Here is a 26,523-nt window from a genome sequence, read left to right on the forward strand (position 1 = left end):
AAGCAGCACGAAGCATGTCTGATTTATTTGCCCAGAACCGCTTTAAACCCTTCGCTTAACGGTTGAGCCGGACGGCCAAGCAAAGTTTCCAGTGCATCACTTTCAACAGCGAGCGCACCTTGGCGGATGGCAGCTTGCATTTCAACCAGCATGGATACAACAAAGTCTGGCAGTCCCGCACCTTTCATAATGTCTGCATAAGCAGCATCGTCTACATTTTGTACATGAACTTCCTGTCCCAGCACTTCACCTGCAATCGCAGCAAGCTCAGCTTGTGTACGCAGCTTGCCAGATAATTCATAGACCTTGTTCTCATGTCCTTCACCTGCAAGTACAGCAGCAGCGGCTTCCGCATAATCACGGCGGGTAGCCCAGCCAACCTGACTGTCATTGGTTGCATGTACCCAAGGCGCACCATGTATTACGGCCTGCGCACTGCCAGCCTCGTTTTCAAGGTACCAGTTGTTGCGCAGGAATGTATAAGGGATGCCAGATTCGCGAATAGCCTGTTCTGTCTTGCGGTGTACCTCGGCCAGGGAGAGCGGGTTATGTTCTGCATTGACGACACTGGTATAAGCAATGAAACCAACGCCTGCTTGTTTTGCAGCATGAACGGCATTCTGGTGCTGACGAATCCGTGTCTCGTTATCTCCATCTGTGGAGATGAGCAGCAGACGGTCTACGCCAGCGAAGGCTTTTGCTAACGTTTCAGGCTGATCGAAATCACCATGACGAACGTCTACACCCTGGGAGCGCAGGGCTTCTGCTTTTTCGGGTGAACGTACACTTACCGCCAGATCTGCGGTGGCATTCGTTCTCAGCAGCGCTTCAACAACGAGTGAACCAAGATGACCTGTTGCACCTGTAACTAACATTTTCATTTTATTTTCCTCCTATAATGTCGTTTGAACATCTACTTCGTGAGCCGTCTAACTATCCTGAAAAATGATATGTACAGCTCTAAGAAAGCAGCTGTGGATGTGTGAATGTTTATCTATGTAACTATAATAGTTACAAAATAATGTGTTGTCAATTTTTATTATAGCTAAAGACGACTAAAGGAGTCCGAATATAGGGAGAAACGAATCAACCAGTGGTTATTAAATTTTTTTAAGTATGCAATAAATGAGTTGTGGTCCTTTAGGAGTGTTAAAAAAGAAACATTTTTTGAGTTATTGTTTGTAAAAATGGTAAATTCGAACCAAAAATTTCAAGTTATAAGGACCTAAATGCAATTATTAGATTGCGTATAAGGGAAGATAATTGTAAAAAACTTCGACAAATTAGAAAAATATGTACGAATTGACAAATGTAAAAGCGATTATATAATGTGGATATCTACAAATTAGTGTATTTAGTTACAAATGATTCCAAAAAAACTAAGTGGCAGGAGTGAAACAGCAATGTGGTTTTTGGTTCTATGGTTGTTTGGGCTTATTTCAGGGGCAGTTCATCTCTGGATGCTAGGGTTTCCTGGTGAAATGAGCGAGATTAGCAGGGTGTTGTTGCTTCATCAGTTTGTCGTTACCTTTGGACTTGTAGGTATCATTGGTTATGTGGTTAACATTGCAAGGGCAGATCAAACAGCCAAAATGTTAGGTTGGCCAGGCGGACCATTCCAGGTCAAATACGGATTTTCACAAGTTGGTCTTGGTGTTATGGGTATAATGGCCATCTGGTTTCAAGGAAATTTCTGGGTTGGTGTTTTGGTTACGATGTACATATACGGTTTAAGTGGTCTTTGGTCACATACTTATGTCATGATTAAAAATCGCAAGGCAGATGGAGACAGTATTGGTAATCTGATTATGGACGTTGTCTACCAGGCTTTTATTACGGTTCTCTCTATATTGGCCGGCGGCATTTGGGTCATGAGCTAGACCGTAACTGGATTTATGTCAGCACAGCTTGAATCTCAATTAATGAATGAGGTGTGGTCGTGATGGTACGTAAAACCGTGGAACTCTCCGAAACGCAGAAAGGGATCTATTTCGATTGTCAAGTGAATGATCCTTCTTCGTATAACATCTCAGCATCGATACAGATAGAAGGGCTTCAGCTTGAAACCTTTCGTCGCTCCATTACAATGCTGATGTATGAACAAGTCGTGCTGCGTACGCATATTCAGATACATCAGGATCGACCTGTTCTATCCATTCAGGATGATATGGAATACGCACTGATCTTGCGGGATCTGCGCGATGTGCATCAGGCTGAGAAGCACCAACAGATGAAGACCTCCATAGAGGCGTTTATTCAATCTCCATTTGTACTGGAGCAGGGCCCGCTATTTCGAATGATGCTGATACATATGGATGAGGACGAGCATATTCTCACCATGTGTATACACCATTTAATCTGTGATGGATTGTCACTTGAACTTTTGAAAAATAAACTTTTCTATTGGTACAATTGCATGCTTCAGGACCTGCCGGTTGATGTAAAACAGGATGAGGGCTTCATCTCCTACATCGCTGCGGAGAATACAAAGCTGCAAGAGAACAAGTATAACCGGGAACGTGATTTCTGGTTAGCCAAAATGCAAGGAGCTGAGCCGCTGGCTTTGCCGCATGATTACCCCGCTGGCAGTTCACAAGCCGGAGTAGGGCATGAGCTTCGTTTTGACATACCTGAAGCGTTAATGTCGGATATCACCCGGATGTCCAGAGATCATGAGGTCACTGTATTTATGTATTTCATGGGGGCCTTCAGTGTTCTCCTTAACAAATATGCAGGTAAACCGGATATCACCTTTGCGTCCCCGTATTCACATCGTCCCGGCTTCGATCTGGAGGAGACGATTGGATGTTTTGTACATATGCTGCCGATGCGGTTCCATATTGATGCTGAATCATCGTTTCTATCTCTGCTTGAGCAAGTAACAGCGACCTGGATGGACACCTACAAACATATTGGATATCCCAATAACCTGATTGTGAGAGACAGCATGATGCAGGTACAGCCGGGTTCTCCATCGGTGTTTGATGTTTCGTTTGTCTACGATTCGTATGAGGAGGATCTGCCGGGAACCAGTCTCGTGGAGCAAGATATCGTGACATTTCCGGGTGATCTGATGGTTGTCCTGAATAGTACATCCAAGGGCACACAATTGAAATTGCAATATAAACCGAGCTTGTTCCGTGCTGAGTCCGTGGAGCGCATGGGACAGCGTTTCCTGCACCTGATGCAGCAGCTCGTAACCAAAACGGAGCAGCGCATTGGCGAGTACAGTCTTCTGATGCAGGACGAGCAGGAGCAATTGCTGCAGCAGTTCAACCAAACTTCGTATTTCCCTTATACCCCGCAGCACATCATAGATATTTTTCACACCAAAGTGGCACACTGCCCTGAGCGAATTGCATTGCTCGAACAACAGAATAAACAGACCTATGCAGAGGTGAATGCAAAGGCCAATCAACTGGCAAGACAGATTGTTGCAAGAAAAAGAAGCAAAAATGAGGCGATCGGCGTACAAATGCTGCGTTCTTCCGAGATGGTCATCGCTTTGCTTGCCGTGTTGAAAGCGGGCTGTGCGTTTGTACCTCTGGACCCGGCCTATCCGGTATCCAGAAAAGCCTATATTCTATCGGATGCGGATATCTCCATCGTTATTGCCCGGCGGCATGAGGTAGAGGATGAGTCGCTTGAGGCTCACTATATCTACACAGATGATGCAGCCGTGTTTACCGGAGACAGTGCCAATCTCGAAGAAACGCTAGACCCTCACAGCCTTGCGTACATTATGTACACATCAGGATCAACTGGCAAGCCCAAGGGCGTCATGATCGAAAATCATAGCGTTGTAAATACGCTGCTGGATCTGGAACGTCGTTTCCCGGTACAAGCCAATGACGTGTATATGCTCAAAACAGCCTATACCTTCGATGTGTCCTGTACGGAGTTGTTTGGCTGGTTTATGGGTGAGGGCACTTTAAGCATTCTGCCGCCAGAAGCGGAGAAGGACCCTTCCCGCATATTATCTGTTATAGCCGAGCATCAGGTAACCCACATCAATTTTGTACCGACCTTATTCCGTCTTTTTCTCGAAACAATGGAGCTTCGCCACGATCTTTCGGAATTGGATACACTGAAGTGGATTTTCGTGGGCGGAGAGGCAGTTACACCAGACATTCTTAACAAATTTGATCGTTTAAATATCCGTGCAAGCCTGGAAAATGTGTATGGCCCTACGGAATGTACGATCTGGGTCTCCCATTATCCGCTGAGCTCTTACAACGGCATTGGGAATATCCCGATTGGTGTGCCGCTTAATGAGTCAAGGTGGTATGTCGTCGGAGAACAGGACAAGCTGCAGCCTCTGGGCATTCCGGGTGAATTGTGTCTGAGCGGTGTGGGTCTTGCGCGAGGATATTTAAATCTGGAACAGATGACTCGGGAGAAATTTGTGCGTAACCCTTTTTATGATGAGCAGAAGGACCCTGACTATTTCAAAATGATGTATCGCACAGGGGATATGGTTCGCTCCCTGCCAAGCGGGACACTCGAATATTTGGGGCGCATTGATTTTCAGGTGAAAATTCAGGGGGCCAGACTGGAGACCGGGGAGATTGAAAATACCCTTTCATCCTACCCCGGGATCATTCAGACAGTCGTTGTCATGAAATCATCAGAGGGCCGGTCCGGCTCGCTATACGCCTATTATCTGTCGGAACAGGAATGGCCTGTGAATGAATTGAGAGAGCATCTGTCGCAATCACTTCCTGCGTATATGATTCCATCTGTTTTTGTACATAAAACCGAATTTCCGTTGAACAGCAGCGGAAAAACGGATCGGAATGCCCTGATCGCTGACACAACACACACACATACCTCAAGTACAGCTTACGTTGCGCCTGCTACAGAGCTGGAGCGGGAAATAGCTGCCGTATGGGCTGAGGTGCTGGGTGTAGAGAAAGTCGGCAGAGACGACCATTTCTTTGAACTCGGTGGCAATTCATTTTCCGTTATTCAGGCACATAATCGCTTGAAACATCGCACTGATATGGACTTTCCTGTTCCCCGCTTCTTCGAGTGTCCTACATTGCGGCAGTTTGCAGCTATAGGACAGCCCCGGGAAGCCGCGCCGACACCTGACCTGCGTGAGGAACGTTTTCAACGAAAAGCAGGTATTCTGCGCGAGGATATTGCCATTGTAGGTATGGCAGTGAATGTGCCAGGAGCCGAGGATATTCGTGAATTCTGGCGTAATCTGGTGGCAGGTCAGGAGAGTATTCATTTTTACAGTGATGAAGAACTGAGGGCACTTGGTGTAGACGAAGCGCTGCTGCGTTCGCCACGGTATGTGAAGGCCAAGGGCCGGGTGAATGGCATTGAGCAGTTTGATGCAGGTTTCTTTGACTATACTCCTGGTGAAGCCGGCATGATGTCTCCCCAGTTCCGATTGATGTATCAGGGAATCTGGGAAGCGCTTGAGGACGCAGGCTGCAAACCCGATGAAGCAGGAAAAGTGGGAGTGTTTCTTGGTGGATCGGATGATTTTGAATGGTATCGTCAAGTGCTGTTTAATGATGCAGGATACAGCAGCAAATACGAGGCGTTCACACTGAGCACCAATCATTTCCTGGCTACACGCATGGCCTATAAGCTGAACCTCAAGGGACCTGCTTACACTGCTCTTACGGGATGTTCAACCTCGCTCGTGACCCCGCATCTGGCCTGTCAATCCTTGATGGTTGGCGAATGTGATGTCGCTGTAGCAGGGGGGATTACCGTCGAGCTGCCGAATGAAGGCGGGTATGTATACGAGGACGGCATGATGTTTGCCTCGGATGGTCATTGTCGACCATTTGATGCTGCAGCAAGCGGCACGGTGTTTTCCAACGGAATGGGCATTGTGGTGCTGAAGCGCTTGACGGATGCTTTGCGAGATACAGACCATATTTATGGTGTGATTAAAGGTTCTGCCATTAACAATGATGGGCAGGACAAGCTCAGCTTCCTGGCTCCAAGCGTCAGCGGACAGGCTGAGGTCATTCAGGATGCGTATCAGGCTGCTGGCGTTGATCCTGAAACGGTCAGTTACATTGAGGCCCATGGCACAGGAACGCTGCTTGGTGACCCTATTGAGGTTGAATCTCTGACACGTGCGTTTGCTTCCGATCAGAAGCAGTTTTGTTATCTCGGCTCGGTGAAGGGCAATGTGGGACATATGGATACGGCTGCGGGTGTAGTCGGTCTGATTAAAGTGGCGCTTAGTCTTGATCACAATTATATTCCGGGTACGGCTAATTACGAGCAGCCGAATCCCAAGATTGATTTTGCGAACACGCCCTTCAAAGTCAACCCGGAAGGGGTGGACTGGAATCGGGATCAAGCAGGTGTTCGCCGTGCAGGTATCAATTCATTTGGTGTGGGAGGTACGAATGCCCACATGGTGTTGGAGGAGGCTCCAGAGATGGAAAAGTGTAGTCCCGATGATGATGTGAATGTATTGCTTTTTTCAGCCAAAACAGAGTCTTCGCTGAACCGCACTGCTGAACGAATCATGGAGCATCTGGTGCAGCATCCGCAGCAATCCGTTTCGGACGCAGCATGGACATTGCAGACAGGGCGCACTCATTTTTCGTATCGCAAGGCACTCATTCTGGATAAGAGCTGGAAGGATGATCCCGAGCAATACATGCAGCAGCTGGAAAAGGCTAAAATCGTTCATTCACCGCGTGTTCGGCGCCCTGTATATTTTATGTTCCCCGGGCAGGGCAGCCAGTATCAAGGCATGGGATCCGGATTATATCAATCGGCGGAGCAAGCAGGTATAGCCCCTCTGTTCCGCAGATATGTTCAGGAGATTCTGGATTTGCTTCCTGAGGACGAGCGCGAAGATATGATGTCCGTTGTGTATGGTGATCAGCAGCCTGAACGAATGAATCAGACGGAATACAGTCAATTTGCATTGTTTATGACCGGTTACGCTATGGCTAAATCTCTGCAGCAACTCGGTATTCAACCGGACGGCATGATTGGACACAGCATTGGTGAACTGACGGCGGCTGTGGTGGCAGGGGTATTTAACCTGAGAGACGCAGTACAGATTGTAAGGCTGCGCGGACGGTTGATGCAGCAGCAGCAGCCAGGTGTCATGCTTGCCATTATGGAGGATTCACAGCTGGTGAAATCTCAGCTGGATGGGGATTTGTGGTTGGCCCTGGTCAATACGTCGGGCTCCAGTGTTGTTGGCGGGACGGCAGAGGCTATTGGGCGAATGGAAGAAAAGGCTGCAGCACTGGGCTGGAAATGCATTCGTGTGAAAACCTCGCATGCGTTCCATACGCCGATGATGAATGATGCTGCGATTGAGTTTGAGCAGCGCTTGGCCGCTTATTCGCTTCATAGCCCGGACATTCCCCTGCTTTCGAATTCGAGCGGAACATGGGCGAATTCAAATGAAATGACAAGTCCGAATTATTGGGCAAAGCATATTTTACAACCTGTACTCTTTGAAGCGAATCTGAACGAGTTGTTAAAGGACGAGCAGGCCGTGTTCATCGAGGTTGGTGCAGGACGCACCTTGAGCTCTTTTGTGAGACAACATATTCAGTCCAGGGATACACATATCGTATTGAATATGCTGCGTCATGTCAGAGAGAACGAACAGGACAGTCTGTATACCAGCCGCAGAATCGCCGAGTTATGGTGTGAGGGCATTGAACTGGATTGGAAGGTACTCAGAGGACAGACAGTACGTCGCAAATGCTCTTTGCCAGCGTATCAATTCGATAAGCAGCATTATCCGATTAATCAATCATTAATTGGCGGTCCGCCCGTAGAAGCAAGCCATACCGGGCAGCGTACACAGCAAGCCAGTGAGCAGTATAGCAGCACTTCTTATTCCGCTGTGCAAGGTTATACAGGCAGCCTGGAAGCGATGAAGCAGGTGGTGCTTGAGGCGTATAAATCCATTTTTGGCATACCTGATCTGGAGGAGCAGGTTAATTTCTTTGCCGTTGGTGGTGATTCACTCAAAGCAGTCAGCTTGTCTGCGTCCATTCGGGCTGCCATCGGGATTCAGACAGAAGTAGCCGATGTGTTCAACCATGCAACACCATCTCAACTGGCGGAACATCTGTATGGCATGCTGGAGTCGCAAGCCCAGGAGCATATGATTCAGCCCGCAGCGGTTATGGATGCTTACCCGATCTCGTCTGCTCAGATGCGTATGTTCACCCAATCCATGCTGGAGCCGGACAGCACAGCTTACAATTTGCCGTCAGCCACGCTCATTGAGGGAGATCTCGATGTGACCAAAGTACAAGCCGTAATGGAGAAGCTGGTGCAATGTCACGAGGCGCTTAGAACAACATTCGAGATACGAGGCGACCAGGTTGTTCAGCTTGTTCATCCATCGGTTCCTATAGATTTTGCTTATGCCGAGCAGCATCTATCCGATGAACAGGCGATGTCTTCATATATTCAGGCCTTGATCTGTCCTTTTGCACTACACCAAGCTCCACTTATGCGGGTGAAGCTGATTAAAACAGGAGAGCGCAAGCATCTGTTGTTCTTTGATATTCATCATATTATCGCGGATGGCACTTCGGTTGAGCTGATAACGCGTGACTTCAACGCTTTGTATTTTGGTGAGGAACGTACAGTACGTTTACATTACAAAGATTATGCAGTATGGCAACAGCAGCGATTGGCCTCAGAGGTTTATCAGCCTCATCAGGCTTACTGGCTGGAACGTTTCGACACGGCACCGCCTGTACTTGAACTTCCGCTTGACTATGATCGTCCAATGCAGCGATCGATGAAGGGGGAACGTGTTCATTTCACATTGAGCCGCTCACTTACAGCGCGTCTGCATAAGCTGGCTTCCTCCAATGAAGTTTCAATGTATATGGTTATGCTGAGTGTATGGAATATGCTGCTTGCGAGCCGAACAGGTCAGCATGACATTGTTGTAGGAACACCCGTAGCCGGAAGGCTGCAAGAGGAATGGAAGGAAACGGTAGGCATGTTTGTCAATATGATCCCGATGCGTAATTTTCCTGCCTCGGACCGGGTGTATAGCGCATTTTTACGCGAGCTTAAACAGCACACACTTGATGCGTTTGCCTATCAGGATTATCCCTTCAATGAACTGGTGACACAGCTTGGATTCAAACGCGAAATGAACCGGAACGCTATTTTCGATGTATGTTTTGATTATCAAAATATGGAGCTGCATGATCTTGAGCTTCATGGTTTACAGTTCAGCTCCGTTCCAGTGGAGACGGGCACCTCAACCTATGACCTGCTATTGACATGTCAGGAGCTTAGGGAACAGCAGGTGATCGAAGGATATATCGAATATTCAACGGACTTGTTCCGAACGCAAACGATAGAAGATATGATCCAGCAATTTATCGGATTCTGTGAACAGATTGTGCAGCAACCGGAATTGCCGTTGAGCAGGTTTTATGATAAAGCGGCGAGTCCTTCTGAAGCCGGTCTTCACCGGCTGACGGGTCCCCTTCTGGAGTACGATCGTGCAATGAGCCTGCATCGGTTGTTTGAGCAGCAGGCAGAACGTACACCGGACCAAATAGCTCTGTTGGTATCCTCAGGGAAGGCGCTAACCTATGCAGAGCTTAACGAGCGAGCTAATGCTTTAGCCCGAAAGCTGGTGGATCGCGGGGTACGCAGGGACGAGCCTGTCGGTATCTTATGCAAACGGAATGAATCTCTGATTATTATGTTGATTGCAGTGCTCAAAGCAGGTGCGGCTTATGTGCCGCTTGATCCGTCATTTCCGTCACAGCGTATCCTGAACATGATGGAAGATAGTCGCATGAAGCTGCTTTTGTGCACTTCTGATGAAGCGGACATATTGGGATATGAAGGAGCTCGCCTCGTTTATGAGCCTGCTGCTGCTGCTGAACGTTCAACACTCAACCCGAATGTGGACGTACTGTCCTCAGACTTGTCTTGTGTCATCTTTACATCCGGCTCGACAGGTCGGCCTAAAGGGGCCATGATCCCTCATGAGGCGATCGTTAACTTTATAGAGGACATCAGACACCGCAAGATTTTTGCACATGAAACAGATCGTATGATCAGTGTCACAACGATTTCATTTGATATTTTTGGTTTTGAAGTGTGGGCTCCGCTATGTACAGGCTACTCGCTTTATCTGGCAGACGAGCAGGAGCAGCTTGATCCGGTACTTGCGGCACAGCGAATACGGGAACACGGCATTACACACATTCTCAGCACGGTATCACGTATCAAGGCATTTGTGGAGAATCCGGAGTTTGCCAAGATCCTTCCGCAGCTTCGCTGTGTACTCACCGGGGGAGAAAGCGTTCCTGCAGCGCTATTGACGGATGTGAAAAAGAATTCCTCTGCCCGTCTCTTTAATATGTATGGACCTACGGAAACAACAATTTGGTCGACGACCAAAGAATTAATAGAACCTGATCTGATTACGATTGGCAAGCCGATTGCCAACACTGAGCTGTACATTTTAGATGATCAAGGTGAACTGCTGCCTCCGGGGAATTTCGGCGAGCTCTGCATTGCGGGTCTGGGGTTATCGCGGGGATATCTGAACAATATGGCCGAGACAAACGCCAAATTTATGGATTATGCACCTGCTTTGGGAGGGCGAGTATATCGAACAGGTGATCTGGCCAGCATCCTGCCGAGCGGAGAGGTCGAACTGGCCGGGCGCCTGGATCAGCAGGTGAAGATCAGAGGGTATCGGATTGAACTGAATGAGATTGAACAGATGGCCCTGCGTTATGCAGGGGTGCGGGAAGCCGTTGTAAAGGCAGAAGGAGAGCAGCCTGAGCAGCTGCAAATCATTCTTTACTACAGTATGAAGCCGGACGTTAATGCGTCTGCCATGGGAGAGGAAGAGGCGCAGCTGCGGGCGTGGCTAAAGCAAAGTTTGCCTCATTATATGATGCCATCCCGCCTGATTCGTCTGGAGAAACTGCCGGTTCTGCCGAATGGCAAATTGAATCGCAATGCCCTGCAAAGCTCTGATTTTGTTGAAGCGGTTTCCATATCTGATTCATCTGTCACCGCCTCCCCAACAAGCAAAAAGCAGACTCGTGAAGAGCTGCAGCACATGCTGATTGACGCGTGGAAGGATATGTTGAAGCGGGATCATATTGACGTGCATGAGCATTTTTTTGATATCGGCGGCAACTCGCTGGGCCTTATTTTAATCAATAATCGGTTAAATGCTTATCTGGGGAAAAATATCCCGCTCGTGCAGCTGTTTGAGCACTCTTCTATTGCATCTTTGGTGGATCACCTCATGCCTGAACAGAAGGTGACTTCCAAAAATATGGACAAGGCCGAAGATGGTTTGGTGCAGGAGCAGAGCAGAATGGAAGAGCACCGGTTTGAGATGCAAGCAGCCCTGGATGTAAAAAATAGAAACATTGCGGTTTCCTCAACGGATATTGCTGTGATCGGCATGGCCGGGCGTTTTCCGGGTTCGAGCAATATAGATGAGTTCTGGGATCATCTGATGGCAGGCGAGGAAGGCATTGTTCGCTTGACTGAAGAGGAACTGAGCGCAGCAGGTGTGAGGCCGGAAGAGTATACGCATTCTGATTATGTGCGGGCCAAAGGTGTGCTGCAGAATACGGAGTTTTTTGATTCCGAGTTTTTTGAATATCCGTATCAGGAATCCGATATGATGGACCCGCAGATTCGACTGCTGCACCAATGCTCCTGGGAGGCGCTTGAGCATGCAGGCTGTGATCCGTATCGGTACTCAGGCTCCATCGGTTTATTTGCAGGAAGCGGATCAAGTTTGCCTTGGATGGTTCAATTTCTGGGGCGTTCAGGCGACCTTCTGCAAGCCTTTGAAGCGATGACTCTGAATGAGAAGGATTATATTACGACTCGTATATCCCATAAGCTGAATCTTAGAGGTCCGAGTATGGCTGTACAGACCGCATGCTCAACATCTCTGGTAGCGATTCATCAGGCGGCGGAGTCTCTGATTCGTGGGGAGTGTGATGTGGCGCTTGCAGGAGGTGTGTCCATCTCGTATCCGCTGCGAGAAGGTTATCACTGGCACGAGGGCATGATCTATTCCAAAGACGGATATTGCAGACCGTTCGATGAACAGGCATCAGGTACCGTTTCCGGGAACGGGTGCGGCATGGTTGTTCTGAAACCGCTTCGTGAAGCGCAGCGGGATGGAGATCAGATATTTGCAGTGATCAAAGGCTCGGCGATCAATAATGATGGTTTGCACAAAATCGGGTATACCGCGCCAAGTGTTTCCGGTCAGGTGAAAGTGATCCAGACAGCGCTCGAACGCTCAGGCATATCTCCTGATGAGATCAGCTATGTGGAGGCACATGGGACCGGCACCAAGCTGGGAGATCCGATCGAGATTGAAGCACTTCGACAGTCCTGGGAGACGGAAAAGCAAAATTATTGCGCACTTGGCTCGGTCAAGGCGAATATCGGCCATCTTGATGCTGCGGCAGGTGTTGCCGGGTTTATCAAAACGGTTCTAACGCTGCATCATCGTACCGTTCCGCCGCAGATTCATATGGACAGAGCCAACCCGATGCTGGAACTGGAGCGCAGTCCTTTTTATATCAACCGGGAACCGCAGCATTTCAAAAATAAGGAACAGGTGCTGCGTGCAGCCGTCAGCTCCTTTGGTATCGGTGGCACGAATGCTCATGTTGTATTAGAGCAGGCACCTCCATTGGAAGGTCAGGCTGTGTATCAGCCTTTGCTGCTGCTTCCTTTCTCAGCGAAGAGCGAAACTGCTTTGGAACGGACCTGCCATTCCGTTATACAGGCACTGGAGAAAATGCCAGAGCAGTTGTCCGATGCGGCCTGGACGCTGCAGACGGGCAGAAGCAGGTTCAATCATCGCAAAACGCTTGTGGTGGCTGAGGGGGTTATCCCTTCTGGCGATGATCTGTATGAGGTTGAGACACAGGGGAGCGTGGAGCAATCCAGAAGACAAGTGGTGTTTTACATCGGTGGGGATGCTGCCTGGGAGCCTCGCATGATTCGCGAAATGTATGCTTCAAGCTATCGCAGCCACATATCTGAACGATTCAACCAGCACGTTGATCGTATGCTGAGCCTGTTTGAAGCGAAGGAGCAATATGCACTTCGTCAGAGTATAGGTCGGCCGATTCGTGATGCACGCCTTGAACGAATGTATTGCTTTGTAGTTCAGCACGCTTTGTTCGCCACGCTCCTTCAGTCAGGAATACACCCAGATGTGATATACGGGCAAGGCATCGGTGAATTGGTCGGATTGGTTCTCGGTGATGCGCTTGAGCCAGTTCATGCTGTGCGTCTGCTGTATAACTGGCATGAATGGTCATCCCAAGACGGAGCTTTGAGTGATGCATTACATGCGTCAAGAGGCAGCTTGACAGAACATGGTCTAGAGAAGTCTGCTGCTGAGCTGGCATCTCATATTATGCCGTTCATCAGGGCAGCGTCTAAGTTCCCGTTATTAACCCAAGAGGGTCTTCTATCTCTTCCCGAAAGCACACTCTGGATGATCACGTATCCGGCGCAGGGGACAAAGCTTGAACAAGTGTGGAGGCCTGACTTGAAGGAAACACAGGTTGTTTCGCTTACCGGAGATCGGTCCAGTTCACTCGAGGCGGATATTTATTTTATGAAAACATTGGGACAATGCTGGTGCCTGGGCATGGAACTGGACTGGGAGCAAGTGAACGGACAAGGGTCTGGACAAAAAGTGTCTCTACCGACCTATTCGTTTGATCCGATTGTCCATAAGCATGATGTTCCGCTGTATCTGCTTACAGGCATGCCCCGAACAGTGGATGCAACGGCATCATCAGCAGATCAGTCGCAGAATCACAAGAATCACAAGACCGGGGTTCGGCGGAGCAGCGATGAGATATACGAAGCAACAGCCAAGCTGTGGCAGGAACTGCTTGGATGCGAGGCTGTAGACTCTGAGGATGATTTCTTCCAGCTTGGAGGGCATTCCCTGAAGGCGATCTCTCTGGCATCCCGCATCAAGGATATGTTCGGTGTGTCGATGGGTCTGGACGATGTTTTTGAATACTCGGTGCTGGCTCGCATGGTGGAAAGGATTCATGAACAGCAAGCTGCAGGTGAAGAGCCGGCAGGACGACCTATTATCCCAGCAGCCTTCAAAGACAGATACCAGACTACCTCGGCACAGAGACGAATGTTTGTTGTTCATGAGTGGTTGAAGGGGGAAAGCACTGCCTATAATCTCGCAAGCTCGTACAGGCTGCGAGGGGAGCTGGATACTGCTCGATTTATCGCGGTTATGGATGCTCTCGTACAGCGGCATGAGGCGTTCCGAACCCGATTCGAGATGGTGGAGGGTGAACTGGTTCAGATCATCGAGGAACAGGTTGGCAGTGTTGTGGAATTGCTGGAGCTGGAAAAAGCAGAGCCAGAACAGCTGAGCGAGTGGGTACAGCCTTTTGATCTGACCCGTGCACCACTTGTTCGCGTAAAGCTTGCGCGTCTTGCAGAAGAGGAACATATTCTGTTCATCGACATGCACCATATCATCTCCGATCAGAGCTCGATTGCAATTCTGCTGCAGGAATTTGCCCGCTTGTACAGCGGGGAATCCCTCGAGCCGTTAACACTTCAGTACAAGGATTATGCCGAATGGCTTGATTCATCGACATCTGAGCGGCATGCTGCTGAAGATGCAGCGTTCTGGCTGCAGGAGTTTGAGGACGTACCTGCACCTGTCGAATTGCTTACCGATCACCCGAGACGTGCAGTGTTATCCCATCAGGGAGAACGGATCAGCACTGAGCTTGGGGAATCGTTAAGTGCTCAGATCAACGAATTATGTGCAGGACAGGGATTCACTCCATACATGCTTTTCATGGCCACGTTGAATGTTCTGATCTGGAAATACACCGGACAAGAAGATCTGGTCATTGGTACAGCTGTGGCGGGAAGGGAGAAGCCAGAGCTTGAGAACGTCATGGGCATGTTTGTGAATATGCTGGCTATACGGTCTACAGTGGACAAGGATCAGCCTGTGGATCTGTATTTGAACGAGGTTCGAAGCAAGCTGTTATCCTGCTATCAACATCAGCAATATCCGTATGAAGCACTTGTAGAGCAGCTTGGGTTGTTCGGTGACTTGAGCCGTAATCCGCTGTTTGACATTGTGCTGAACTACATCAACATGGGCACAGATCATCCTGAAGCTGGAAGTCTGCATGTTGAACCCTGGATCGACGGCAAGGTAGATGCCAAGTTTGATCAGACATGGACAGTAGTTGAACATCAGCAGCAGTATTCGATTGAACTGGAATATCGTTCTGAATTGTTCGATCTGTCTTCCATGGAACTCATGATGAAAAAATTTCAATATATTCTGACCCAGATCATCGCGGGAGATGCTGAACGGATTCGTGAGATCAAACTTACTGTGCCTGAAGAGCATGAATGGCTTCTGTTCGGAGTAAATGCAAACCAGATGCCATATCGACGGGAGGCAACAATTCCTGAACTGTTCGAGGAACAGGTTCGTTTACATGGTCACAAGACAGCACTGGTATGGGGAGATGAGGAATGGAGCTATGCCGATGTTCATGCTAATGTTCAAAGGCTCGTATCCAGAATACTTGAACGTAAGGTGCAATCAGGCTCAAGCATCGCTTTGCTCCTGGACCGTGGACCGATCCAGATGATCAGCATCCTTGCTGCACTAACAGCAGGTTGTCACTACGTACCGATTGATCCGGCTTCACCGTCATCACGAGTGGAGTATATTTTACAGGATTGCAATGCGCCTTTACTTTTGACTGAAGCAGCGTATGCTCCGGCATGGAGATCTGTTGTTCCGAATGTGGTGGTGCCCGCTGAAGAATTGGCAGCTGTCGTTACTGGAGAGCCTGAGGAGCAGTTCATACAGGTTCGCACGAAGGCGGTTGACCCGGCTTATATCATCTACACATCGGGATCGACAGGTATGCCCAAAGGCACAGTGATGAGTCATCGCAATGTTATCAAGGTCATGAAAAAAAGTAATTTTGTGACGGTAGTGCCTGAGGATCGGGTGTTACAGGTTTCCAATTATGCATTTGACGGGTCGATATTCGATATTTTTGCTTCATTAATGAATGGGGCTACTCTGGTACTCATTCCGAAAGACATCATTCTTGATATGGCTCGTCTGGCAGGAGTGATTCGTGAGCAGCAGATTTCTGTATTTTTTATCACCACCTCGTTGTTTAACATGCTGGTGGATTGGGATGTGGAGTGCCTGAAGAACGTTCGCCTGGTGATGTTTGGAGGGGAAGCCGCATCTGTAAGCCACGCGAACAAAGCTCTTGCATGTGTAGGGCCAGGCAAGCTGCTAAATGGATATGGTCCAACGGAAGCGACCTTCTTTGCTTCCTATCATTTGCTGGAGCAAACGGAGCCGTATACCGACTCGCTTCCTATAGGTTATCCGTTGTCGAATACAGCTCTGTATGTGCTGGATGAGGATTTGAATCCTGTACCTGTCAATGTGCCTGGCGAGTTATACATTAGCGGGGATGCGGTAGGCATCGGTTATCTGAACCGTGAAGAGCTTACACGTAAACATTTTGTAGAAGATCCTTTCCGTAAGGGAGAACGGATGTACCGTACAGGAGACATGGTCAAACGTCGAATGGACGGCAGCCTGATGTTTATTGAACGCTCCGATTTTCAAGTCAAGATCAGAGGTTTCCGAATTGAACTGCCAGAGATAAGCAATTGTCTTGAGCAGCTGCCAGGCGTCAAGGATGCCTTTGTGATGACCGCAACAGATGCTTCAGGCAGCTTATACGTTTCAGCGTTTTACACAACGAAAGCGAATGCTGAACGATCAGTTGACGAAGTTTGCACAGAGCTGCACAAACGGTTGCCTGAATACATGGTCCCTGCACAGATTGTGCGAATGGATCATCTGCCTATCAACGCTAATGGCAAGGTGGATCGGAAGGCTCTATCTGACATGACGAAAGTGCATTCTACCCATGTTACAGCAGATTCTGCACGCACGGATACAGAACGAATTATTCTTAATGCGATGAGACAAATTCTGAATAATCCTCACTTGGGCGTAACAGATCATTTCTTCCAGCATGGGGGACATTCGCTTAAAGCGATTGCTTTAACTCAAATTTTGTCAAAAGAAGGAATTGCCATCAGTGTGAGCGAATTATTCCAATATCATACAGCCAGGGCGTTGGCACAATCATTATCAGCTATGGACGAATCATCCATGTTGGCTGAAGAAAGCCTGCACATTCAGTCTCCGATTACAATACCTCAAGAGCTTACACTCCACGAGAAGCAACTGGACAGCCTGGTTTTACATGTCTTGAACAATTGTAGTCAGGTTTCAAGTTTTATGTCGGGTACGGCGGCCATAAGCCAATTCCCGCTCTCTCCAATTCAGCAGGCACATGCCTGCACCACTTCACGAGCAAGCGGTTTTATCACTACATTGGAGGCGCCTTTACATGAATACGCTGTGAAAAGGCTGATTCTCGGGGTTATTGCCCGCCATCAGTTACTGCACAGTGTTCTATATAAGGAAGACGAAATGCTCTGCTGGCATCAGTGCGATCTGTCTCTTGCAGCAGATATGTTGTTACAGCTGATTTCATATCTTGATGTTTGTCATTATGCTCCTGCTTCACTGGAGCAACTGGAGCACAAGCTGGTCCAGGCTATATTGCACAAGCCTTATACACTGGAAGGGTTACCATGGCGATTATGCATTCTGCGTACGTCATCCACAGAACACAAGCTGATCTGGGGCTTTGATCATCTTGCTTTTGACGGGATGAGTGCCGAGATCATCAAGCAGCAGCTTCAGTCAGACATAATCCGCAATCAACAAAATACAGCAAGCGATATAGATCACACCGTCGAGCTGCGAAAGTATGAAGATTATGTGCTTGAGTTGTCTCAGGGGCCTGTTGGCATAAGCGAAGCCGGTCTGGAAGAGCAGTTTGCCATTCAGACATGGAGCCATCATAACAGCAATGTAATGCATCAATTGAAGAGCAGGTCAGGACATGGCTCGCCTTCGGCGTTGACTGTCGAAATACCACTTACAGCTTTCACAGGCGAGCAATCGGAAGAGGTCTGGTGGACTCATTTTACAACTTTTGCAGGCATTCTTACTTCGTACCTGAATATAAGTCATCTACCGGTTGCTTTGGTGCATTATGGACGCGAGTATGGGCAGAACTCCTATTACGATTACGTCGGAGAATTTCTGGATCTCATTCCACTCCTTGTGCATGATGATTTTTCCCAGGAGCATCTGATGCAGCATCTGGACTGGATTAAACAGCATCGCCTTAATTTTATGGCACTCACACATGATCCGGTCGTTGCATCTCAATATACTGGCATCCATAGACAGCTGCATGCAGCATACAGACAAACTCCGGAGGAGCCCCGACAGATGATTCTGTTCAACTTCCAGGGCTTCATCTCCGGTGAGGAGGCCGTACCAGAATTCGAGCTGACGGATGGGGAACATGCTGTGCAAGGACTTGCCTGCATGGAATGGGTCATGCATTACGATGAAAAGGCTGTTTATGTACACTTGAGTTGTCATACAGGACTGGATATCGAACGGTTGAAACAACAGATTGAGGAGCATATTGGCAGTGGCGTGATAGTGAAAGTTCATAATGAGGCAATGGAGGTGCAGCATGTCCAGTAGATCCATACAACGAGGGCCAGAGTTGATTGTGCCGGAGCATTATGCAACAGTTGCTGAACTTCTCATGTATATCGCTGATACACATCCGGAGAAGGGCATCACGTATATCAGTTCATCAGGTGAAGAGCAGTTTGAATCGTATCCTGAGCTATTGAGACAAGGGCGTTTGTATTTGCAGGGCCTGCTTGAGAGCGGGATATGCAAAGGGCAAGTTGTTATTTTGGAAATTGATCATTCACAGCAGTTTTATCGCACATTTTGGGCGTGCATGCTGGGCGGCATTATTGTCGCCCCTGTCAGTCCTCCTGCCTCCTGGGAACCCGGCTCGGCGGGTCTGGAGAAATTCACGAAAATATGGGAAGTGCTCGATCGGCCGGTCGTCATCGTAGAAGATGCCTTTTCACCTAAATATACACAGTTGACACAGAGCGCCATATTCCAGGGATTGAGATGTATTCGTGTCGGCGAGCTGCAAAAGAGTAAAACCCTTGCTGAAATCAACCTGACATCTCCTGAAGACATTGTATTTTTGCAGTTCTCATCAGGCAGTACAGGAATTCCCAAAGGGGTGCAGTTAACCAACTACAACATTATCGCCAACAGTATCGCTTGCAAGACTTTCCTTGGTGCTGAAGAAGGAGACAATGTGTTCACCTGGCTGCCGCATACTCACGATATGGGAATGTTCGGGCAACATCTAACAACGGTGATAAGTGGTGCAAACCTGATGGTGATGTCCCCATATACATTCGTACGATCACCGTATTTGTTCTTGCGCAAAATTACGGAGCATCAAGGGAAATGGTTTTGCTGCACCAACTTTGGCTTTGAATGGATGGTTCAGAAGATTCCGGATTCCAAACTGGCCAGCCTTGACTTATCCTCACTGCGCATGACCTTGAACGGGGCTGAGCCGATCTCGACCAAAGTTATTGAACGCTTCGCCCAAAAATTCAGCTCCTGCGGTTATCGCGCTGAGATGATGTTTCCCGCATACGGCATGGCCGAGGCCACTGTAGGTGTATGTACCTCGCGACTGGGAGAAGAGCCGCGAATAGAGCGGCTGTCTCGCCAAGAGCTTGTGCAGCACGGGAAAGCTGTTGCAGTTGATGCTGCTGACCATGACCCGGCAGATACGATTGAATTTGTGCATGAAGGTTATCCCATGACTGGAATCCAGATTCGGATTGCGAGCGAGCAGGGCGAGGTTGTAGATGAACGGGTTGTAGGTGAGATCCAGATTTGCGGGGAATCGGTAACCTCCGGGTATTACAATCTGCCTGAGGTCAACCGGGAGCTGTTCGTGGACGGATGGCTCAGGACAGGAGATCTTGGTTTTATGGCGGATGGCTCCCTTGTGGTGAGCGGACGAATTAAGGATATCGTTTTTATCCGTGGACAGAATCATTATGCACATGATCTGGAAGAGATTTTATATGGCAACGGCAGCATTCCAAGAGGAAATCTGACGGTGGTAGGACATTTTAACAGTGTGACACAGACCGAGGAACTGCTTGTATTTGTGAAGCACAAATCGACCAATCCGCAGTTTTTGGACATACGCCAGGACTTGATGAATCGAATGAGAGCTGGTCTTGGAATTGAGATCACACATGTGCTTCCCATTAAGGTTATCCCTAAAACGACAAGTGGCAAGGTGCAGCGATTTATGCTGAGAAACGAGTATGAGAACGGTGTATTTAATCCGGATATTGAAGCGATTGAAGCGATGATTCAGCAAAACAAACCGCAGGCCACTTCCGAGATTCTTCACTCTGTATCTTTGGAGCAAACGGTACGAAGCGCTTGGGCAGAAGTTCTGCAATTGCCAATCCAGAAGGTTGCAATGGATGCCCCGTTTCTTGCTCTGGGAGGAAACTCGATTGTTGCCTATCAATTACTAGACAAATTGTCTGCGCATATGGGCCGTGAATTGGGACAAGAAGTCCTCGTTTTTGACAGAACGGTTCAGGAAATGGTGGAGTATCTTCAGGAGCTTCCTGAAGATAACAGGCCGCTCGAAATGTCACTGCATACAGATAATCAGCTGAATGTGCACCGCGCTATTGCAATAACGGGATTGTCATTACGGTTGCCTGATGCAGATACACAAGAGCAATTCTGGAGCAATCTCGTTGAAGGCCTGGACAGCGTGGATCGGGTCAGTCTGGAACGCGCCGCACGCTCCAGGCGTCCGGATTGGGATGACTGGATCGGCGAATTAAAACATCCGGACACCTTTGATCACGAGTTCTTTGAGATTCCAGCAGAGCAAGCAGCATTTATGGACCCGCAGCACCGCAAGCTGCTTGAGGTTGCATATGAAGCGCTTGAGGATGCAGGCATGATTCTGGATCAGGAGCATAAGCGTGATGTTGGCGTTTATGTGGGCATGAACCCGAGCTCGTACTTTGATCTGGTTGTAGATTATATGAATCGCAGTGAAGGGTCCGAGGTTCACTCTCATGCGATGGTTGGCAACATGTCTAATATCGCTGCTGCTTCTATTTCACATTTATATAACTTCACCGGTCCTGCACTTGCGATTGATACGGCCTGTTCTTCATTTCTGGTGGCGTTGACGCAGGCAATTGCAGCCATTCAGGACAAGCGCATCTCTGGTGCAGTAGTAGGCGGTGCAAGCATTCTGGCCACACCTTATGTACATCAGCTGTCGCGTAATGCAGGAATCTGTTCTTCTACACAGCATACGAAGGTGTTTGACCAGGAGGCCGACGGTTCGGTCATCGGTGAAGGTGCAGTCGTTGTATACCTGGAGCCGCTGACAGAGGCAGTCCGAGCTAATAAACACATCTATGGTGTGATTCGAGGGGCAGCCGTGAATAACGACGGATATTCATTGGGAATTATGGCTCCGAATCCACAGGGGCAATATGAAGTGCTGCGTGCAGCATACAGCGATGCCAACCTGAATCCGCAGGAGATTTCTTATATAGAAGCACACGGATCAGGAACAAGAATCGGAGATCCCATCGAGGTGAATGCGCTACTCCGCTTGTTTCAGGAGAAGGGATACGGTAATGATACCTCCATTGGTCTTGGCTCAGTCAAAACCAATATCGGACATCTATTTGCAGCCTCCAGTGGAGCGAGCCTGGCGAAAGTATTGCTTAGTATGCAGCACAAGGAACTTGTTCCGAGTCTACATATGGATCATCCTAATCCAGCGCTTCGTCTGGAGCGGTCTCCATTCTATATCGTTAATGAGCACAGGAAGTGGGAGGTGCCGGAAGGGAAAACACGTAAAGCGGGGATCAGTTCGTTCGGCCTTGGCGGAACCAATGCCCATATTGTAGTGGAGGAATGGAATACGCCAGCGCTTCGGGAGAATGTTCCGGCACGGGAGCATCTGCTAACCTTCTCTGCAAAGACAGAACAGGCATTGCATAAGCTCATTCATAACACCAGACAGCATATGCAGCAGCATACGGACCTGCGTACGGCAGACCTTTGTTTTACAAGGAACCGGTATAGAAAACATTACCGTTACCGGGCCGCCATAACGGTAAGCAGCAACGGAGAATGGAACATGAGCGGCATGCAGTCGGGCTTTAAAGCCAAGACTCGTGCTGCACGTATCAATATCGTTGTAGGCGGGAATCAGCTTCAGCACGCGGAGCAAGGGGAATGGATGAGTTTGCTGGAAACACTCGTACGTCTTGTGCCTTCCATTCAGGACATTCGAGGCGTAGAGGGTGAAGAACAGTGGCTGACACAGTTCAAACGGCAACAAGCTGCTAACTCCACGACGTTGATCCGCAAAATGGTTTCAGGGGGCAATCAAGACATGTCCAGCCCGATGCCGAGTGCAGACCTCATTATAATGCTGGCTACCGATGAAGGCTTCATACCAGCGGGAAGCACGGGTAAGGAAAAGATGATTCATCTGTCTTCGGTTACACCGTTTGTTAGGGAACAACAACTTGCATTGCTGCTGGCACAGCTCTACGTACACGGGGCTTCTCTGGATTGGGAACAGCTGCACCCGGATGGATCTGGTCAGATGATTCATCTGCCAGCGCATCCTTTCGAGCCGCACATACACTGGGTTGATGTGAATCAGGGAACGGAGGTCTTGATATGACAAGAGAAGAGATTGAAGGGTTTATGAAAAGCCAAATTGCAGCGGCGTTAAACCAGGATCCGGAGGATATTGATGAAGAAACGAATTTTCTGAAAATCGGGATTTCTTCGGTTCAGGCACTCAAAATCATCAATCGTACACGCAAACATCTGCAGGTGGATATCAGTCCTGTTGCTTTGTTCGAATACAAAACGATTACCGAGTTTGCCTCTTATCTCCATGAATCACTGCTTCAAGGGGAGGCCGTTGAATGATCGAGCTGGATGTGATGCAGGAGCAAGAGATTATTCATGAAGCTGAGCTGTTCGCTGCACGAGAGATCAGGCCATATGCCCGGCAGATTCAGGAGCAGCAATCCATTCCCCGTTCACTAATCACGGCTATGGCTGAAAAGGGCTACTTGGCTGCTCCCATCCCGCGTGAATATGGCGGCTTGGGGCTTGGTGCCAAAGCCTACGGAATGTTGACGGAAGTGTTCGGTAAGGCACTTCCTGCTGTTCGCAGTTTGCTGACGGTTCATACTTCGCTGGTAAGTGAAACGCTCGTGCGGTTTGGGTCGCCTGAACAAAAGTCTGTCTGGCTGCCCAAGCTGGTCAGCGGAGAATGGATTGCAGCCTTTGGCTTGACAGAGCCAGAAGTCGGGTCAGATGCCAAAAGTGTGAAGACTACATGGCGAGAAGAAGCAGATAGTTACGTGCTGAATGGAAAAAAAAAGTGGATCACATTCGGTCATGTGGCAGATGTCTTCATCATTATTGCTTCTCAGGAAGGACGGAGTACTGCCTTCTGGGTTGAGCGCCAGTTTGAGGGGGTTCAGACTGAGGCCATTGAAGGTGTCATGGTTGGCGGCGAGACAGGACTCGCTGAAATAGACCTTCACGAGGTTCGTGTACCGAAAAGCCATCTGATCGGGCGCGTTCATGAAGGCTTCGAATACATTGTAAGCGGTGCGCTGGATCAGGGCAGATACAGCATTGCCTGGGCAGGATTGGCTATAGCGCAGGAGGCTCTTGACGCGATGGTGACCTATTCACGGAAGCGGAAGCAGTTTGATCAGAAGCTGAGTCATTTCCAGCTGATTCGCGGCATGATCGGTGACGCGGTCACGAAAGTGCATGCTGCCAGAGCACTATGTCTGCGGGCTGCGGAGCTCAGGGAAGCCAAGGACCCGCAAGCCATTATGGAAACAACGATCGCCAAATATTTCACCTCTAAAGTAGCCGTTGAAGTGGCAAATGATGCGCTTCAGGTTCATGGAGCGAATGGAATTAGCAGTAATTATGCGGTGTCCAGATTGTACAAGGAAGCCAAAATACTGGAGATTATTGAAGGCTCCTCTCAGATGCAGCAGGAGATGATCTCACACTACGGACTGAAGGCCTATTACAAACGTGGTGGTGCAGTATGAGCATCTGTGCGTTGTTTCCCGGTCAGGGAAGTCAGTATATTGAGATGTGCAGTGATCTCTTGAATACAGAACCGGAGTCCAGGCGGATTTTCGCTGAGGCGAGTGAGGCGCTGGGGTTTGATCTGAGAGCGTTGGTGCTGGCCGGCTCTCTTGAGCAGTTAACACAATCAGAATATGCTCAGCCTGCTGTGCTTGCAGCAAGTTATACGCTGTTTGAATCCTTCACCCGTCGGTCAGGAATTTTGCCTGATTACGCGATCGGTCACAGTCTGGGCGAGATTGCTGCTTTGGTCGCCGCAGGCGCATTGAAGTTTGCCGATGGTATTCGTTTTACAGCTGCCCGCGGGGCATTAATGCATCGTGCGGTACGAGAGCAGAGGGGCAGAGCAGGCATTGTAGTGGATATGGAGCAGGAAGCTCTCGAACATATCGTTGCAAGTATTCGTGATCTCCATTATGTGTCCATCTCCGGATATAACTCACCAAACCAGTTTGTCGTAGCGGGTGAGGCACAGGGCCTGCGTTTGCTGGACGACAAGGTGGATCAGGCTGGAGGGGAATTTATTCCCTTCCGCATGATGCCTATGAAGGCAGATGCACCCTACCATAGCGAACTGATGCAATTTATTCAGCCTGAGATAGAAGAGATTGTATCGGGGCTTTCCTTCGCTGCACCTGAATTCGCCATATGCTCTACAGTGCATGGAGAACTCATTCACCAAGCAGAGGATATTCCAAAGCTGCTGACAGCCCAGCTGCTGCAGCCAATCCGTTGGATTCAGGCATTGGCTCAAGTTCAACTGAGAGGCGCCACCGTATGGATAGATGTCGGACCAGGCCAGAGTGTTAAAAATATGCTTGGCGAGTACGATAACTCGATGCATGTTTACTCACTGGATGATCCGCAGGAGCAATCAGGGCTGCTGGAACGTTGCAAGACAGAGTTTCAACCATTTGGAGGAGGTGGAGCCCGATGATTACAGGGATGATGGAGTATAACCAGCGGGTAAAGCAGCGGCTTCCCGGAGGCGTGCATTACAATTTTCATCTTCCGTGGGAAGAGACGCCGCTGCACTTCACCCGCGCTGCCGGAAGCAGAGTGACGGATATGAACGGCCGCGAGTATCTGGACCTGTATGCCCGTTTCGGTGCGCTTATTGTAGGTCACGGTAACGAGGAATATAACGACAGTCTCAAGGAGACGATTGATCGTGTTCTTTCGGTCAGCCATTGTGATCTGGATGCTGAGGCGCTGGAATTGATCCACCAATATGTGCCTTCAGCAGAGATGATTCGATTCGGGCTGTCGGGTACGGAGATTGTACAGAATGCATTACGTCTTGCTCGAGCCTGGACAGGCAAAAATCGTTTTGTCCGTTTTGAAGGCCACTATCATGGCAACTCGGACAACATTATGGGGGGCAAGACACCTCGCACAGGTTTGCCTGTACCTTCCGACTATCCAGGCGACATGAAAGGGACGAAAGGAAGGGCCAGAGATGTGATGGAATCCCAATCTTATCTCCTTCCCTGGAATGATGCCGCCCGTCTGGAGCAGTTGTTTGTTGAGCACGGGCATGACATTGCGGCTGTAATTATGGAGCCGGTCTGTGTGAATGGCGGAGGGGTCATGCCAGCTCCCGGTTATCTGCAGCTTGTCCGAAAATTGTGTGATGATCATCAGGTTGTCCTCATTTTTGATGAAATTATTACAGGTTTTCGTATGGGACTTGGCGGGGCCCAGCAGCTCTTCGGCGTCACACCTGACTTGACCACACTCGGAAAAGCTATTGCTGGCGGTGGCGTTCCGGTCTCTGCGCTGGTTGGACGAGCGGATATCATGAAGCTTCTAGTGGACAAAAAAGTCATTCATGCGGGAACGTTCAACGGTTATCCGTTAGGCACAGCCGCGGTAAAGGCAACGCTGGAAATGCTGGGCCGCAATGGAGGAGAAGCGATGAATCGTATGAATCGTCATGCCGAGATGATTCATGACATCTTCAAGCAAGAGGCGGCAAAGGCAGGTTTGCCACTTGTTGTGCAAGGTCCGCCGGGCTGTGCTTCGTACCATTGCTGTACAGAGCCGCTGTTGGATACGGCTGATTACACGTTTGAATTGATGTCCTTTGACATTTTGTTAAATAACAAGCTTGCCGAGCACGGAATTCTGGTATCTACGCTATCTCGCATGTATCCCAATATTATGCTGGACATGGAGGATGTGGCCTGGTTCAGCGAGCGTGTACCTGTGGCGATTGCCGAGATGAAAGAGATCTATGACGAGCTTGTCTAATGACAGATCAACAGGGGAGAGAT

At 49.0% G+C, this 26,523-nt stretch carries 8 protein-coding genes; 7 read left to right on the forward strand and 1 reads right to left on the reverse strand.

All coding sequences use genetic code 11. From position 1 onward, the window contains the following. Window positions 1-23 precede the first annotated feature (23 nt). The gene (locus HNR77_RS07285) at window positions 24-881 is read right to left on the reverse strand and encodes an SDR family oxidoreductase (RefSeq protein ID WP_184182157.1); all 858 of its coding nucleotides are present in this window, start codon (window positions 879-881) and stop codon (window positions 24-26) included. Between the two features lie 522 nt (window positions 882-1,403). Between HNR77_RS07285 and HNR77_RS07290 the strand changes: the two genes are divergently transcribed. The 7 genes from HNR77_RS07290 to HNR77_RS07320 all read left to right on the forward strand — a co-directional run bounded on the left by HNR77_RS07290 (window position 1,404) and on the right by HNR77_RS07320 (window position 26,500). Then, entirely contained in the window at window positions 1,404-1,880 is a 477-nt protein-coding gene (locus HNR77_RS07290) for a DUF6790 family protein (RefSeq protein WP_167433881.1), read from the forward strand. A 62-nt stretch (window positions 1,881-1,942) separates the two neighbouring features. Then, entirely contained in the window at window positions 1,943-18,694 is a 16,752-nt protein-coding gene (locus HNR77_RS07295) for a non-ribosomal peptide synthetase/type I polyketide synthase (RefSeq protein WP_260410405.1), read from the forward strand. Continuing rightward, complete coding sequence (locus HNR77_RS07300) at window positions 18,684-22,799, forward strand: beta-ketoacyl synthase N-terminal-like domain-containing protein (protein WP_184182161.1); 4,116 nt, start codon at window positions 18,684-18,686, stop codon at window positions 22,797-22,799. The genes HNR77_RS07295 and HNR77_RS07300 overlap by 11 nt, the downstream gene beginning before the upstream one ends. Next, the gene (locus HNR77_RS07305) at window positions 22,796-23,053 is read left to right on the forward strand and encodes an acyl carrier protein (protein ID WP_184182163.1); all 258 of its coding nucleotides are present in this window, start codon (window positions 22,796-22,798) and stop codon (window positions 23,051-23,053) included. Before HNR77_RS07300 ends, HNR77_RS07305 begins: the two co-directional genes overlap by 4 nt. After that, window positions 23,050-24,207 carry an acyl-CoA dehydrogenase family protein gene (locus HNR77_RS07310; RefSeq protein ID WP_184182165.1) on the forward strand — a complete coding sequence of 386 codons (1,158 nt, stop codon included), beginning with the start codon at window positions 23,050-23,052 and terminating at the stop codon, window positions 24,205-24,207. The genes HNR77_RS07305 and HNR77_RS07310 overlap by 4 nt, the downstream gene beginning before the upstream one ends. Beyond that, window positions 24,204-25,184 (forward strand): ACP S-malonyltransferase, encoded by a 981-nt coding sequence (locus HNR77_RS07315; protein WP_184182167.1) that lies wholly within the window; start codon window positions 24,204-24,206, stop codon window positions 25,182-25,184. The genes HNR77_RS07310 and HNR77_RS07315 overlap by 4 nt, the downstream gene beginning before the upstream one ends. After that, a complete protein-coding gene (locus HNR77_RS07320; protein ID WP_184182169.1) occupies window positions 25,181-26,500 on the forward strand; it encodes an aspartate aminotransferase family protein in 1,320 nt (439 codons plus the stop codon). The genes HNR77_RS07315 and HNR77_RS07320 overlap by 4 nt, the downstream gene beginning before the upstream one ends. Window positions 26,501-26,523: the final 23 nt, after the last annotated feature.

It is taken from the genome of Paenibacillus sp. JGP012, assembly GCF_014203995.1.
Lineage (GTDB): Bacteria > Bacillota > Bacilli > Paenibacillales > Paenibacillaceae > Paenibacillus > Paenibacillus silvae.

What these genes read in the sequence shown, in the direction of transcription:
- HNR77_RS07305 (WP_184182163.1), top strand. Translation starts at nt 22,796, where the DNA reads ATGACAAGAGAAGAGATTGAAGGGTTTATGAAAAGCCAAATTGCAGCG.
- HNR77_RS07320 (WP_184182169.1), top strand. Translation starts at nt 25,181, where the DNA reads ATGATTACAGGGATGATGGAGTATAACCAGCGGGTAAAGCAGCGGCTT.
- HNR77_RS07300 (WP_184182161.1), top strand. Translation starts at nt 18,684, where the DNA reads ATGTCCAGTAGATCCATACAACGAGGGCCAGAGTTGATTGTGCCGGAG.
- HNR77_RS07310 (WP_184182165.1), top strand. Translation starts at nt 23,050, where the DNA reads ATGATCGAGCTGGATGTGATGCAGGAGCAAGAGATTATTCATGAAGCT.
- HNR77_RS07315 (WP_184182167.1), top strand. Translation starts at nt 24,204, where the DNA reads ATGAGCATCTGTGCGTTGTTTCCCGGTCAGGGAAGTCAGTATATTGAG.
- HNR77_RS07290 (WP_167433881.1), top strand. Translation starts at nt 1,404, where the DNA reads ATGTGGTTTTTGGTTCTATGGTTGTTTGGGCTTATTTCAGGGGCAGTT.
- HNR77_RS07285 (WP_184182157.1), bottom strand. Translation starts at nt 881, where the DNA reads ATGAAAATGTTAGTTACAGGTGCAACAGGTCATCTTGGTTCACTCGTT.
- HNR77_RS07295 (WP_260410405.1), top strand. Translation starts at nt 1,943, where the DNA reads ATGGTACGTAAAACCGTGGAACTCTCCGAAACGCAGAAAGGGATCTAT.